The 13406-nt window shown below is 69.1% G+C and carries 9 protein-coding genes and 1 rRNA gene; 6 read left to right on the plus strand and 4 right to left on the minus strand.

The features are described from left to right. Positions 1-98, plus strand: a 5S ribosomal RNA gene (gene rrf / locus K6753_RS10905); the annotation flags it as partial. A gap of 582 nt (positions 99-680) precedes the next feature. Here the strand turns inward: rrf and K6753_RS10910 are convergent. Beyond that, on the minus strand, positions 681-2390 hold the full coding sequence (locus K6753_RS10910; RefSeq protein ID WP_223676492.1) for a M28 family metallopeptidase: 1710 nt from the start codon (positions 2388-2390) through the stop codon (positions 681-683). A gap of 190 nt (positions 2391-2580) precedes the next feature. Beyond that, complete coding sequence (locus K6753_RS10915) at positions 2581-3264, minus strand: DUF4097 family beta strand repeat-containing protein (RefSeq protein WP_223676493.1); 684 nt, start codon at positions 3262-3264, stop codon at positions 2581-2583. A 103-nt stretch (positions 3265-3367) separates the two neighbouring features. On the opposite strand from K6753_RS10915, the gene gpmI reads away from it, so the two are divergent. The 3 genes from gpmI to K6753_RS10930 all read left to right on the plus strand — a co-directional run bounded on the left by gpmI (position 3368) and on the right by K6753_RS10930 (position 7619). After that, the gene (gene gpmI / locus K6753_RS10920; protein WP_223676494.1) at positions 3368-4933 is read left to right on the plus strand and encodes a 2,3-bisphosphoglycerate-independent phosphoglycerate mutase; all 1566 of its coding nucleotides are present in this window, start codon (positions 3368-3370) and stop codon (positions 4931-4933) included. Beyond that, positions 4933-6168, plus strand: coding sequence for a murein hydrolase activator EnvC family protein (locus K6753_RS10925; protein ID WP_223676495.1), 1236 nt, complete (start codon positions 4933-4935; stop codon positions 6166-6168). The genes gpmI and K6753_RS10925 overlap by 1 nt, the downstream gene beginning before the upstream one ends. Positions 6169-6287: 119 nt before the next feature. Beyond that, a complete protein-coding gene (locus K6753_RS10930; protein ID WP_223676496.1) occupies positions 6288-7619 on the plus strand; it encodes a S41 family peptidase in 1332 nt (443 codons plus the stop codon). Positions 7620-7700: 81 nt separating this feature from the next. On the opposite strand, the gene K6753_RS10935 is transcribed toward K6753_RS10930, so the two are convergent. Next, complete coding sequence (locus K6753_RS10935) at positions 7701-7967, minus strand: DUF1820 family protein (RefSeq protein WP_223676681.1); 267 nt, start codon at positions 7965-7967, stop codon at positions 7701-7703. Positions 7968-8114: 147 nt separating this feature from the next. Further along, positions 8115-8807 carry a rhomboid family intramembrane serine protease gene (locus tag K6753_RS10940; RefSeq protein WP_223676497.1) on the minus strand — a complete coding sequence of 231 codons (693 nt, stop codon included), beginning with the start codon at positions 8805-8807 and terminating at the stop codon, positions 8115-8117. 236 nt (positions 8808-9043) lie between these two features. Here K6753_RS10940 and K6753_RS10945 point away from each other — a divergent pair, with 236 nt between their 5' ends. After that, positions 9044-10390, plus strand: coding sequence for an OmpP1/FadL family transporter (locus tag K6753_RS10945; protein WP_223676498.1), 1347 nt, complete (start codon positions 9044-9046; stop codon positions 10388-10390). Between the two features lie 370 nt (positions 10391-10760). Further along, on the plus strand, positions 10761-13379 hold the full coding sequence (locus tag K6753_RS10950; protein ID WP_223676499.1) for a TonB-dependent receptor plug domain-containing protein: 2619 nt from the start codon (positions 10761-10763) through the stop codon (positions 13377-13379). The last annotated feature ends 27 nt before the right edge of the window (positions 13380-13406 follow it).

Below are 13406 nucleotides of genomic sequence, written 5' to 3' on the forward strand. Positions count from 1 at the left end.
TGTGGCACCACCCGATCCCATCCCGAACTCGGAAGTGAAACGCACATGCGCCGATGGTAGTGTGGCCTAAGCCATGCAAGAGTAGGTCATCGCTGGGCATTTACACCCAAGGCCGGTTCCCAAAAGGGACCGGCCTTGTTCTTTTGGGCGATGCATAAACACCGGTAAGACCGGCCACTGGCCTTTGATGGCTGGTTCGGGCGGCGTGGCGAGCGGTGGCCCGTGGATCGATTGATCCCCAAGCCGCAACCGCCCGCCTCGTCTCCTTACCGCGCATCACGGCTGGAGCTGCTCTCCTTGCCGGCCAGCAAGCGCACGATCCGCAACGCCAAAAGAAAACGGCGCCCAGTGGGCGCCGTTTATGTATTGGACGTCGAAAATCCGCTAGATAAGGACAGGGGGCTCGGCACATCCCTCACGCGACTCCGGAATGATTTGCTTGTTCGGAATGGCCGCGATCCATGGCGCAGGACCGCTGTATGTGCCGGAATCATATGGGGCGCCAAGGCATGATTGCCTTGAGTGCGATTCTGCGACGCGAATCATTTCGCAATCCGTTGCACGGCATCGCGGCTGAAGCCGCTCCTACATTTGCGTGACCAGCGCTCGCAGTGCCCAACAGAAAACGGCGCCCCAAGGGCGCCGCTTCTGTATGCATACGTCGACACTTCGTACGCGAATTACTCCTGGGTCGACGTCCGCAGTTTCTCCTGGGCGGCGAGGAACGGGTTGCCCTCGTACCAGCGCGGCCACTGCTCGCTGCCGGCCAGCGCCTGGCCCACGCCGTAGAGTGCTTGCAGGTCCTGCACGGCGCCTTCCAGGTTCCAGCTTTCGTCGAACTCGTCGCCCACCTGGTGGTAGCGCTTGTCGCGATAGTCGGCCTGGGCCGCCTGTCCGGCCTCCATGCCGCCGTCGACCAGGTCGTCGCCGCCCTTGGCGTACAGGGCGGGCACGCCGGCCTTGGCGAAGTTGAAGTGGTCGGAACGGAAGTAGAAGCCGCTCTGCGGCGAGGACTCCTCACGCAGGACGCGCTGCTGGGCATCGGCCTGCGTCTTGAGCAGGTCCTCCAGCTCGGAGTTGCCCATGCCCACGACAGTGAAGTCGCGCGACGGGCCGGAGACCGACATGGCGTCCAGGTTGATCACGGCCACCGTCTTGTCCAGCGGCACCGTCGGGTTGGCGACGTAGTACTTCGAGCCCAGCAGACCGGACTCCTCCAGCGTCACCGCCAGCAGCATGATCGAGCGCTCCGGCTTCGGGTTCTGGTTCACGAAGGCCTCGGCGATCTCCAGGATGCCGGCAATGCCGGTGGCGTTGTCGACCGCGCCGTTGTAGATCGTGTCGCCCTCGCCTTCGTGCTGCCCCAGGTGGTCCCAGTGGCCCATGTAGACGATGGTCTCCTCGGGGCGCGTGGTGCCCGGCAGCATCGCTACCAGGTTGGGCGAGCTCTTCTTCGACGTGGTGCTCTTGAGCGCCAGCGACATGCGCGCATCCAGCGGGATGGCCTTGAAGCCCGGCTTGTTGGCCGCGGCGTACAGGTCATCGAGGTCGTGGCCGAGGTCGCCGAGCAGGTCTCGTGCGACGTCGCCGGTGATCCAGCCCTGCGCCGGCAGGCGCGGTTCCGGGTCGTCCTTCACCGACAGGTCGAACTGCGGGCCGGACCAGGAATTCTTGACCACGTCCCAGCCGTAGGACGCGCCGGCGTCGTCATGGACGATCAGCGCAGCAGCCGCACCCTGGCGGGCGGCCTCCTCGTACTTGTAGGTCCAGCGGCCGTAGTAGGTCATGCGGTCGCCTTCGAACAGCTCGGCGTCCTTGGCATGGAAGCCCGGGTCGTTGACGAACATCACGACCGTCTTGCCCTTCACGTCGATGCCGTCGTAGTCGTTCCAGCCCAGTTCCGGCGCGTTCACGCCGTAGCCGACGAACACCAGTTCGCTGTCTTCGATGTCGACCTGCGGCTGCCCGGTGCGGGTGCCGATCATCATCTCGGTGCCGAAGGCCAGCGAGCGCGGCTCGCCCTTGACGTCCAGCTCCAGCGTCGTCGCCTCGTCGGCGGTGGTCTCGACCATGTCGACCGTCTGCAGGTAGCTGTCGCCGTTGCCCGGCTTCAGGCCCAGGCGCTGGAACTGCGCGGTCAGGTACTCGACCGTCTTCTCCTCGCCGATGCTGCCCGGCGCGCGGCCGGCGAACTCGTCCGAAGCCAGCGTGCGCACGTGGGCACGGAAGTCATCGACGGTGATCGCCGGATCGAAGGTGTGGTCGGACGCAGCCGGGGTGGCCGGCGCGGTCGCCGTGGGTTCGGGCGCATCGGCCGGCTTGTTGCAGGCCGCGAGCACCAGCGCGGCGGCCACCAGCGAGGTGGCGGTGGAAAGCGGAGTGCGGGTCATGGGAGCTCCGGGTCGGCCGACGGTGTCGGCGGAATCCCCATTCTATGCCCGATAGCCGGGTCGACCGGGACCGCCATCCCGCTCAGGCGTCCAGCTGTTAGGAGCGTGGGCTGGGAGCAGGAGAATGCCGCCAGGCCGAGTGGAATCGACAAAGCCGCCGGGCAATCCGGCGGCCGTGGACATGCCGATGTCAGTCGCGCGGCGCGCGATCGCTGTCGTAACGCTGGGCGGTGGCGCCGGTCACCGGCCCGATTTGGGCGGTGCTGTGCACGTAGAGCTTGACGTCGCGCTCGAACACCAGCGGGCCGTCGACGCGGGCGTTGGGCCCGATGATCACGCGCGGGTCGCGCTTCTTGCCGAAGCTCACCCAGTTGCGCGTCGGCTTGGTGTAGCGGATGCCGCCGCGCACGTGCGAACCGGCGCCCACGGTGAGGTCGCCGTTGACGGTTTCGATGCCGCCGGCCAGGTCCGTATCGACCAGACCGATGGCGCCATTGACCGTTTCCACGTCACCACCGATCGAGCCGCCGCGGCCGACGAAGATGCTGCCGTTGACCGTGCTGACATCGCCGTCCGCCTTCAGCCCGGCCTCGGCGCGGATGCTGCCGTTGACGGTGGACAGGCTTTCGACGGTCGCGTTCTCGGCGACCTTGACGCTGCCGTTGACGGTGCCGGCGTCGGCGACGCGCGCGCCGGCTTCGATGCGGATGCTGCCGTTGACGGTTTCCAGGTCGCCGTAGGTCTGGCCGGCATCGGCGGTGATGCTGCCGTTGACCTTGTCGATGCTGGTCTGGGCGAGGGCCGGGGCGGCGCCAAGCGCCAGCGCGACGGACAGGACGAGCGAGAGGGGGCGTGCAATTGGGGTGCGGGTCATGGTCGATTCCCTTGGACAGTCCGCGTGGGATGCCGCGGCCGGGTCTCAGGTTTAACCCGCTTGGCTACAATCGGCCCCTGCCTTTAGTCACCGGACCCTGCACGTGCCTGCCGATCCGCACCCGCGCCACGCCGCCATCCGCCCTGTCGTCCTGCTGATCCTCGACGGCTGGGGCCACCGCGAGGAACACGAGGACAACGCGCTCGCGCAGGCCCGGCTGCCGAACTGGGATGCCCTGGTCGCGTCCTCGCCGCACACGCTGATCCACACCGAGGGCCGCCACGTCGGCCTGCCGGACGGGCAGATGGGCAATTCCGAGGTCGGGCACATGAACCTGGGTGCCGGGCGCATCGTCTACCAGGACCTGACCCGCATCGATGCGGCGATTCAGGACGGCAGCTTCAATGCCAACGCCGAGTTGCTGGCGGCCTGCCGCGCCGCGCGCGAACACGGCCACACGCTGCACCTGATGGCCCTGCTGTCACCGGGCGGCGTGCACAGCCACGAGCGCCACCTGCACGCGATGATCGAACTCGCCAAGCGAGAGGACGTGCCGCGCGTCGCCGTGCATGCCTTCCTCGACGGTCGCGACATGCCGCCCAAGTCCGCGGGTGCCAGCATCGATGCACTGCAGGCGGTGTGCGATGCGGCGGGCAACGCGCGCATCGCCAGCATCAGCGGGCGCTACTACGCGATGGACCGCGACCAGCGCTGGGACCGCGTGCGCCGGGCGTGGGATGCGATGGTCGAGGCGTCCAGCGACCACCATGCCCCCGACGCGCACACCGCTTTGAGCGATGCCTACGCGCGCGGCGAGACCGACGAGTTCGTCCTGCCGACCGTGATCGACGACGGCGCGACCATGCGCGACGGCGACGCGGTGGTGTTCATGAACTTCCGCGCCGACCGGGCCCGCCAGTTGACGGGCGCGTTCGTGGCCGACGAGTTCCACGGCTTCGAAGCGCGTCGGCCCAAGCTGTCGCGCTTCGTCTGCCTCACCGAGTACGACGCGCGGCTGCCGGCGCCGGTGGCGTTCGCGCCCGACGACCTGCGCCACACGTTGGGCGAGGTCGTGGCCGATGCCGGGCTGCGCCAACTGCGCATTGCCGAGACCGAGAAGTATGCGCACGTGACTTTCTTCTTCAGCGGCGGCCGCGAAGCTCCGTTCGACGGCGAGCAGCGCATCCTGGTGCCCAGCCCCAAGGTCGCGACGTATGACCTGCAGCCGGAAATGAGCTGCCCTGAAGTGACGGAGCGGCTTGTGGGCGCCATTCGCAACCGTGACTGCGACCTGGCGGTGTGCAACATCGCCAACCCCGACATGGTCGGCCATACCGGCAACCTGGCGGCCGCGGTGCTGGCGGCCGAAGCGGTGGACGTGGCGATCGGTGCGATCGCGCAGGCCGTGCGCGACGTCGGCGGCGCGCTGCTGGTCACCGCCGACCACGGCAACCTGGAGATGATGCGCGACGCCAGCACCGGCCAGCCGCACACCGCGCACACCATCGGCCCGGTGCCCTTCGTCTACCTCGGGCCGCGTACGGCCGATCTCCGCGCGGGCGGTGCGCTGCGCGATGTCGCGCCCACCGTGCTGGACCTGTTCGGCCTGCCGCAACCGGCGGACATGTCCGGCCGCTCGCTGCTGGTCGGGGACGGCCCGTCCGCGTGATGCAGGCCTGTGGTCGCCCGGTGCTGGCGCTGCTGCTGGCCGTGCTCGCGATGCCGGCCGCGGCGCAGGATGCGCGCACGGCCGAGCAGCGGCTGGAGACGGTGCGTCGCGAGCTGAAGGCGGTGGCCAGCGAGCGCCGCAAGCTGGAAGGCGAGCGCGGCAGCGCCGCACGCGCCCTGCGCGAGGCCGACGAAGCGGTCGGTGCGTCGACCCGTCGACTGGGTGAAACGCGACAGCGCCTGGCCGACGAGCAGCAGGCGCTGGCCGGGCTGCAACAGCGGCGCGAACAGATGCAGGCCCGTCTGGGCACGCAGCGCGAGCAGCTCAAGTCGCTGCTGCGTGCGGCCTACCGCGAACGCGACGACGCCCCGCTGAAGGCGCTGCTGGCGCAGGACCGCCTGGCCGACGCCAACCGCGTGCTGACCTATCACCACTACCTGCAGCGCCATCGCGCCGAGCGGATTGCCGCATTGGCCGTCAGCCTGCGCGAGCTCGATACGGTCGAACGCGACATCGTGGCGCGGCAGGCGCAGCTCGAGGCGACCCGCGAGCAACTGGAATCCGAACTGGCCAGCCTGGAGGCAAGCCGCCAGGAGCGGGCCAAGACAGTCGACGGGTTGGACAGGCGCTACAAGGACCGCAGTGCCCGCGAGCGCGCACTGGGTCGCGACGCGAAGGGGCTCGAGCAGCTGCTTGGCCGGTTGCGCGCGGCGGCCGCGCGCGCCGAAGCCGCGCGCAAGGCCGCGGCCGAAAAGGCGGCGCGCGATGCGGCGCGCGATGCGGCGCGTGCAACGGCGGCCGGCACCCCTGCACCGCCACCGGCGGCCCGCCCGGTCCCGGCGGCGCCCGCGCCCCAGGTCGGCGGGCTGGGCTGGCCGGTGTCGGGCGCGCTGCTGGCCGGTTACGGCGGCAAGCTGCCCGACGGTCGCGGCAGCGATGGCCTGCTGATCGGTGCGTCGGCCGGCGCACCGGTGCGCGCGGTCGCCGACGGCCAGGTGGTCTATGCCGAGTGGATGACCGGCTACGGCCTGCTCCTGATCGTCGACCACGGCAACGGCTACATGAGCCTCTATGCCCACAACGATGCGCTGCTCAAGGACCCGGGCGACACGGTGGCCAAGGGCGAGCCGGTCGCAGCGGTCGGCAGCTCCGGCGGCCACGGGCGCCCCGCGCTGTATTTCGAACTGCGTCGCAACGGCGACCCGGTGGACCCGACGACATGGCTGCGGCGCTGACGGCGTTAACGAAAGCTTGCCCCGGCCAGACCTAACGTGGCCTGCTGCCGCCACGGCCCTGACATGATCGGCCGCATCGCCCGCCCCGGCGGGTGGCCACCCGTTTACCGGAGACCTCCATGCGCCTGCGTTGCCTGACTCCCCTCCTGCTCCTGAGCGCGTGGTCGCTGCCTTCGATCGCGCAGGAGCGACCCGAGCCGGCTCCAGCCGAGTTGTCCGAGGCCACGGGAGACGAACGGGTCGACCCGGACGAAACCGGTACGCCCGCTGTGCCGCTGGATGAGATCCGGCGGTATGTGGCGGTCTACAACGCGGTCAAGCAGGCGTACGTGGAGCCGGTCGAGGACGCCGACCTGATGCAGTCCGCGATCCGCGGCCTGCTGCTGGACCTGGATCCGCACAGCGTCTACCTCGACAAGGCCGATGCGGAGGATTTCGACGACAACGCCCGTGGCGCGTACGAGGGCGTCGGCGTCGAACTCCAGCGCCTGCCCGATGGAACGCTGCAGGTGATCGCGCCGATCGACGATACGCCCGCGGCCCGTGCCGGCCTGCGTGCGGGCGACCGCATCGTCGCCATCGACGGCGAAGCGCTGCAGGCCGACGAGAGCGACAGCTCCGCGCCCCTGCGCGGCGCCGCCGGCACGCAGGTGCGCATGACCATCGAGCGCGAAGGCCGCGACACACCGCTGGAAGTCACCATCACCCGCGAGACCATCCGCATCACCAGCGTGCGCTCGCGCATGCTGGAGCCCGGGTACGGCTATGTGCGCGTGGCCGCGTTCCAGGCCGATACCGCGTCGGATTTCGCCACGCAGGTCGATGCGCTGAAGTCGCAGGCCGGTGGCCAGCTGCGTGGCCTTGTGATCGACGTACGCAGCAACCCGGGTGGATTGCTCACCTCGGCGGTGCAGATCGCCGACGAGCTGCTGGAGGACGGCGAGATCGTCGCCACCCGCGGCCGCCTCGCCATCAGTGACGCCAGCTTCAGCGCGACCGCGGGCGACCGCCTGGGCGGGGCGCCGGTGGTGGTGCTGGTCGATGCAGGTTCCGCCAGCGCCGCCGAGGTGCTGGCCGGCGCGTTGCGAGACAACGACCGCGCCCGCGTGGTCGGCAGCCGCACCTTCGGCAAGGGCTCGGTGCAGACCGTGCTGCCGCTGGACAACGGTGACTCGGTGAAGCTGACCACCGCGCGCTACTACACGCCCAGCGGACGCTCGATCCAGGCCCAGGGCATCGTGCCGGACGTGGTGCTGAAGGCCGAGAATGGGGAAGGCGCGCCGGTGCGCCCCACCTTCAGCGAGGCCAGCCTGCCGGGCCACCTTCAGGGCGACGACGAGGCGCTGGCCGGCAAGAACGCCGGCGAGGTGCTGGACGGCACGCGCTACATCGACGCGGCATTGGCCGAGCTCAAGCGTGCCGCGGCCACCGCCGCGGCGCCGTCGCGCTGACGGCCCCGGGCAAACGCGGGTAAACGGATGCGGCGCTGTCGCGCGCGGCCCTGGGGTCGCCGCGACGCATGAATCGAATCGTCAGCGCGGCTTGGCCGGCAATGGAAAAGGCGTGACCACCTTCTCGCCGGTGGCGGCATCGCGGATCGCCGAGGTGCCTTTGCGCTCGACCTCCTCGATCCGCACGATGCTCTGCATCGGCAGGTGCAGCACGCGGGTCTGGCCGAACTCGTCGCGCAGGCGCTCCTCGGTGAAGCCCCACAGCGCACCGGATGAAACGCGCCGCGCGTACAGCTCGTACACCTTGCCGGCGTTGAGGAAGGTCACCTTGTAGAGCGGCTTGGACATCGGCGCGAAGAAGTTCGTGTGGGTGCCGACACGGTGGGGGCGGCGGCGTTGCATCGCAAGCGCGCGGCTTCCCCACCGGATTCGCGCCATCCCGGTCGCGTCGTGGAGACGGGTCGGCCGGCCGGCAACCGCGGCCCGGTCGGTGCTTCAGTACCCCCGGCTGCGCCGCAACCGCCGCGCGATGCCGGCGCGCGCCAGCAACGCGAATGCGCCGCCAAAGGCGAAGCCCGCCAGATGCGCCGACCACGCCACCGCGCCGTACGCCGGGCCGATGAAGGTGAAGACGAACTGCAGCAGTGCCCAGATGCCGATCAGCAGCGCGGCCGGCACCTTCACGAACTGCAGGAACAGCCCCAGCGGCAGCACCAGCCCGAGGCGCGCACCGGGGAACAGGGCCAGATACGCACCGATCAGCGCCGACACCGCGCCGCTGGCGCCGATGATCAGCTGGTCGGGGGTGTCGATCACCGCGACGGCGGCGAGATTGGCCACTGCGCCGCCCAGCAGGAACAGCAGCAGGAAGCGCCACGGCCCCATCGCCCGCTCGGCCGGCAGTCCGAAGATCAGCAGGAACACCAGGTTGCCCAGCAGGTGCGCCCAGTCGGCATGCAGGAACAGCGCGCTCGCCAGGCGCAGGCTGTTGCCGTCCTGCAGCGATGCCCGCCATGCCTCCGGCGATGCCAGCCCGCCCGACAGCGCCGCCCATTCCAGCAGCAGGCGGCGCTGCTCGCCATCGGGCGCCAGCATCACCCAGGTGAAGCACAGCCACAGCACCGCGAACAGCAGCGGCGTGGCCCAGCGCAGCGGCGACTTCTGGCGTGAGGGGACGGCGATGAACACGTGGCGGGACTTCCGTTCGAAGGGCTCCGCGCGGGGCGGAGCGGGGGCACGGTCACGGGGCGGCACCGTAGCGTGGCAGCCCCGTCCGTATTGTTAGCGTTCGGTTAACCCCCACGCTATAGTGCATACGGCGTCGTACGTCGGGACTGCTTGTCCGGCCGCCGAAAACGCCGCGCCGACGGAGCCGCCCACGGCCCGCGATGACCATACAGAACACTCCACTGGAGAGAACACGCATGCAACACGCACACCGCCTCACGCGCCTTTCGGCGCTCGCGCTGGGCATCGCCGGCGCGCTGGCATTCGGCCAGGTCCAGGCATCGGGTTTCCAGCTCAAGGAAAACAGCGTCAAGTCGATGGGCAGCGCCTTCGCCGGCTCGGGCGTCAAGACCGGCGACACCTCGGTGGTCGTCAACAACCCCGCCACGATGACCCAGTTCGAAGGCACGACGGTGCAGGCCGACGTGACCGTGATCGACCTCAACTATGAATTCCAGGGCAGCGGCACCGACGCACTGGGCCAGCCGCTGACCGGCAGCAACGGCGGCAACGCCGGCGACGTCACCCCGGTGCCGGCGCTGTCGATCGTGCACAAGCTCGACAACGGCCTGGCGCTGGGCGCGATGGTGTCGGCGCCGTTCGGCCTGAAGACCGAGTACGAAGCGGGCTGGGTCGGCCGCTACTTCGCCCAGACCTCCGACGTGAAGGTCGTGGACATGACCTTCTCGGCCGCGCTGGACATCATCCCCGACCGCCTGTCGGTCGGCGTGGGCGCGATCTACTCGACCGCCGACGTCACCCTGTCCAAGGCCGTCGACTTCGGCACCCTGCTGTTCGCCAACCCGGCCACCCGTCCGCTGCCGTTCGCCCGCCCGCAGGCGCGCGACGGCTTCGTCGAGGTGCAGGGCGATGACAGCGGCTTCGGCTGGCTGGCCGGCGTCAACCTGCGTCCGAACGACCGCTTCTCGATCGGCCTGAGCTACCGCTCCGAGATCGACTACGGCCTGACCGGCGATGCCGACTGGACCGTGCCGCAGGACGTGGCCGCCGTGTTCGGCTCCAGCCCGATGACCGCCCCGCTGTTCCAGGACGGCGGCGTCACCGCGCAGCTGACCACGCCGTCGATCACCTCGGTCGCCGCGACCTTCGACGTGACCGACCGCTTCATGGTCATGGCCACTTGGGCCGAGACCGGCTGGTCGTCGCTGCGCGAAGTGCGCATCAACTTCGACAACCCGGATCCGGATGCGGTCGAGCCCTTCGAGTGGGAAGACACGGTGTTCGCCTCCGTCGGCGCCGAGTACAAGCTCAACGACGCGTGGACCCTGCGCGGCGGCGTCGCCAGCGACGAGACCCCGACCAGCATCGAGCACCGCACCCCGCGCCTGCCGGATGACGATCGCCTGTGGTACTCGATCGGTGCCACCTGGCAGGTCAGCCCGGCGCTGGACGTCAACCTGGCCTACACCCGCATCGAGCCGGACGACCCGAAGGTCGACATCGCCAGCGGCGGTAGCCGCCTGACCGGTCCGTTCGACGGCAACGCCAACCTGTTCGGCGTCTCGGCGCAGTACCGCTTCTGATCGGTTGACCGGTCGGAAACAGAAAAAACCCCGCTTCGGCGGGGTTTTTTTTTTGGGGACGGGCCGGGACCCTGGAAGTAAACCGGGGCGGACAAGTAGACGCTTCGGAACGGGGTGGTATTTCGCAGGCAGCGCCGCGCCACCCGCAGGAGTGGCGAGCGGATGCGCCGGGCGCCGCATGCGTCCGATAGCGCAGGGACCCGTGCAAAACGTGAAGTGGGACACATAAATCGCGCGTCGAACTTTGCCCAATCGGCTCTTTCGTAACCGAGATCTGTTTTCCGCCTGTTGTTGATGGGCGATCGGCCCACCGGTCGAGCGTGATGGAAGCGCCACCCGAGAGAACCACCCCCTTCCCGGAGAGACGTCAATGAAGACGAAGATGACCGCCCCGCGTGCGTCCGCACGCAACGCCCTGTCCGCCGGCATCCGGCTGGCCGTAATTGCCGCCGCGTTGTCCGCCAGCAGCCTGGCGGCCGCGCAGGAGGCCCAGGACGCGCCGCCGCCCGCGCCGCAGTCCAGCGAGTCGACCACCACCCTGGACACCGTCTCGGTGCTGGGCACGCGCAGCAAGCCGCGCACCGAAGCCACCTCGGCGGTACCCATCGACATCCTGGGCGGCGAGGAATTCCACAACCAGCCATCCGTCGACGTACTCGACAAGCTGCGCGTGCTGGTGCCGTCCTTCAACGTCAGCACCATCCCGATCGACGACGCCGCCACGCTGGTGCGCCCGGCCAACCTGCGCGGCCTGCCGCCGGACAACACGCTGGTGCTGGTCAACGGCAAGCGCCGCCACCGCGCCGCGGTCATCACCTTCCTCGGGCACGGGCTGTCGGATGGTTCGCAGGGCCCCGACATCTCGGTGTTCCCGTCGCTGGCGCTGGAACAGGTCGAGGTGCTGCGCGACGGCGCGGCTGCGCAGTACGGGTCGGATGCCATCGCCGGCGTCATCAACTTCGGCCTGAAGCGGCTCGACCACGGCGGCACGGTGGAAGCGTTCGCGGGCGAGTACTACGAAGGCGACGGCTTCACCCAGCAGTACTCGGCGCAGGTCGGACTGCCGCTGAGCGAGCGCGGGTTCGCGACGCTCACGGCCGAATGGCGCAGCGCGGATCCGACCTCGCGCAGCGTGCAGCGCGACGATGCGGCGGCGGCGATCGCTGCGGGCTATCCGGACGTCCCCGACCCGGCGCAGATCTGGGGCTCGCCCGAGGTCAACGAGGATTTCAAGTTCGTCGCCAACATGGGCTTCTCAGGTGACACCGTCGACACGTACCTGTTCGGCAACTACGCACAGCGCGACGTCACTGGCGGGTTCTACTACCGCGACCCGACCACGCGCGCGGGCGTGTACTCCAACGATGGCGGGCAGACCCTGCTGGTCGGCAGCCTGAGCGGCGGCACCTGCCCGACCATCGCGCTGCGCGATGCGGATGGAAACCTGCTGCCATACGCCGGCGTGGGCGCCGCGGTCGACGCGCTGCCGGATGACTGCTTCACCTTCCTCTCGCAACTGCCGGGCGGCTTCACCCCGCGTTTCGGCGGGGAGATGGAAGACAGCTCGGTCGTGGCCGGCATCAAGGGCGTCTGGGGCGACGGCTGGCACTGGGACGTGAGCGGCTCGTACGGCCGCAACGAAATCGACTTCTACATGCTCAACACCGTCAACGCCTCGACCGGCCCCGACCAGCCGGCCGGGCTGCGGTTCTCGCCAGGCGGCAACGTCCAGACCGAAACCAACTTCAACTTCGACCTCAGCCGTGACTTCGATACCGGGTTCACCAGCGGCCCGCTGACGCTTGCAACGGGCCTGGAGTGGCGCGAGGAGGAATTCGAGATCAAGGGCGGCGACGGCCCGTCGACCGCCATCGGGCCGCTGACCGAACAGGGCTTCAGCATCGGCTCCAACGGCTTCCCCGGCTTCAACCAGAGCACGGTCGGCACCTTCGCCAGCGACAACTGGGCCGCGTACGTCGATGCCGAGGCGCGCTTCACCGAGCAGTTGCTGCTCGCAGCCGCGGTCCGCCATGAGGACTTCAGCGATTTCGGCAGCACGACCAACTGGAAGCTGACCGGTCGCTTCGACTTCACCGATACCTTCGCGATTCGCGGCGCCGTCAGCACCGGCTTCCGCGCGCCGACCCCGGGCCAGGCCAACGTCAGCCAAGTGACCACCGCGTTCATCGATGGCGAATTGCGCGACACCGCCACGCTGCCGCCGACCAACCCGATCGCCGCGTTCTACGGCGCCGAACCGCTGACGCCGGAAGAGTCGCAGAACGCTTCGCTGGGCCTGGTCTGGAACGACGGCCCGTGGCTGGTCACCGCCGACTGGTATCACATCCAGGTCGAGGACCGGATCGCACGCAGCACCGACTTCACCCTGACCGACGAGGACCGCGCCGCACTTGTGGCCGGCGGCAATCCTGAGGCCGCGTCGCTCAGCCGCGTGGGTTTCTTCGTCAACGACTTCGACACCACCACCAGCGGCGTGGACCTGGTGGGCAGCTACACCAGCAGCCACTTCGGTGGCGACACGACCTACTCGATGGCGGCAAACTGGAACAGGACGGAGGTCGACGATTTCACCCCGGGCATCATCACCCAGGCGCGGGTCAAGAAGATCGAGGAATCGCTGCCCAGCACCAAGGGCTACCTGGCCATCGACCACCAGCGCGAGGTCTTCCACGCCAACCTGCGCGTGAATTATTACGGCTCGTTCTACGAGGACCACCTCGACAGCGACGTGGTCACGGTCGAGGACGGCGGCCTGCCGATCTACGGCGACAGCGCGGTGACGGTCGATGCCGAGATCGGCTGGAAGTTTGCCTCCGGCCTGTACTTCAGCGCGGGCGCGCAGAACCTGTTCGACCACGTCCCCGATGACAACCCGTGGGCCGGCATCGCCGGCGCGCAGTACCCGGTGCACGCGCCGTACGGCTTCAACGGTGGCTTCTACTACGCACGCGTGGGCTACACGTTCTGACCGGACACCGCCACCTGAAACGAAAGA

Source organism: Novilysobacter selenitireducens (genome assembly GCF_020026895.1).
In the GTDB taxonomy this organism is placed as follows: Bacteria; Pseudomonadota; Gammaproteobacteria; order Xanthomonadales; family Xanthomonadaceae; genus Lysobacter_C; species Lysobacter_C selenitireducens.

Bases quoted from the DNA above. Each gene is read 5' to 3' on its own strand.
- K6753_RS10925 (WP_223676495.1), top strand. From the start codon at position 4,933: ATGCAGGCCTGTGGTCGCCCGGTGCTGGCGCTGCTGCTGGCCGTGCTC.
- K6753_RS10915 (WP_223676493.1), bottom strand. From the start codon at position 3,264: ATGACCCGCACCCCAATTGCACGCCCCCTCTCGCTCGTCCTGTCCGTC.
- K6753_RS10945 (WP_223676498.1), top strand. From the start codon at position 9,044: ATGCAACACGCACACCGCCTCACGCGCCTTTCGGCGCTCGCGCTGGGC.
- K6753_RS10935 (WP_223676681.1), bottom strand. From the start codon at position 7,967: ATGTCCAAGCCGCTCTACAAGGTGACCTTCCTCAACGCCGGCAAGGTG.
- K6753_RS10910 (WP_223676492.1), bottom strand. From the start codon at position 2,390: ATGACCCGCACTCCGCTTTCCACCGCCACCTCGCTGGTGGCCGCCGCG.
- K6753_RS10930 (WP_223676496.1), top strand. From the start codon at position 6,288: ATGCGCCTGCGTTGCCTGACTCCCCTCCTGCTCCTGAGCGCGTGGTCG.
- K6753_RS10950 (WP_223676499.1), top strand. From the start codon at position 10,761: ATGAAGACGAAGATGACCGCCCCGCGTGCGTCCGCACGCAACGCCCTG.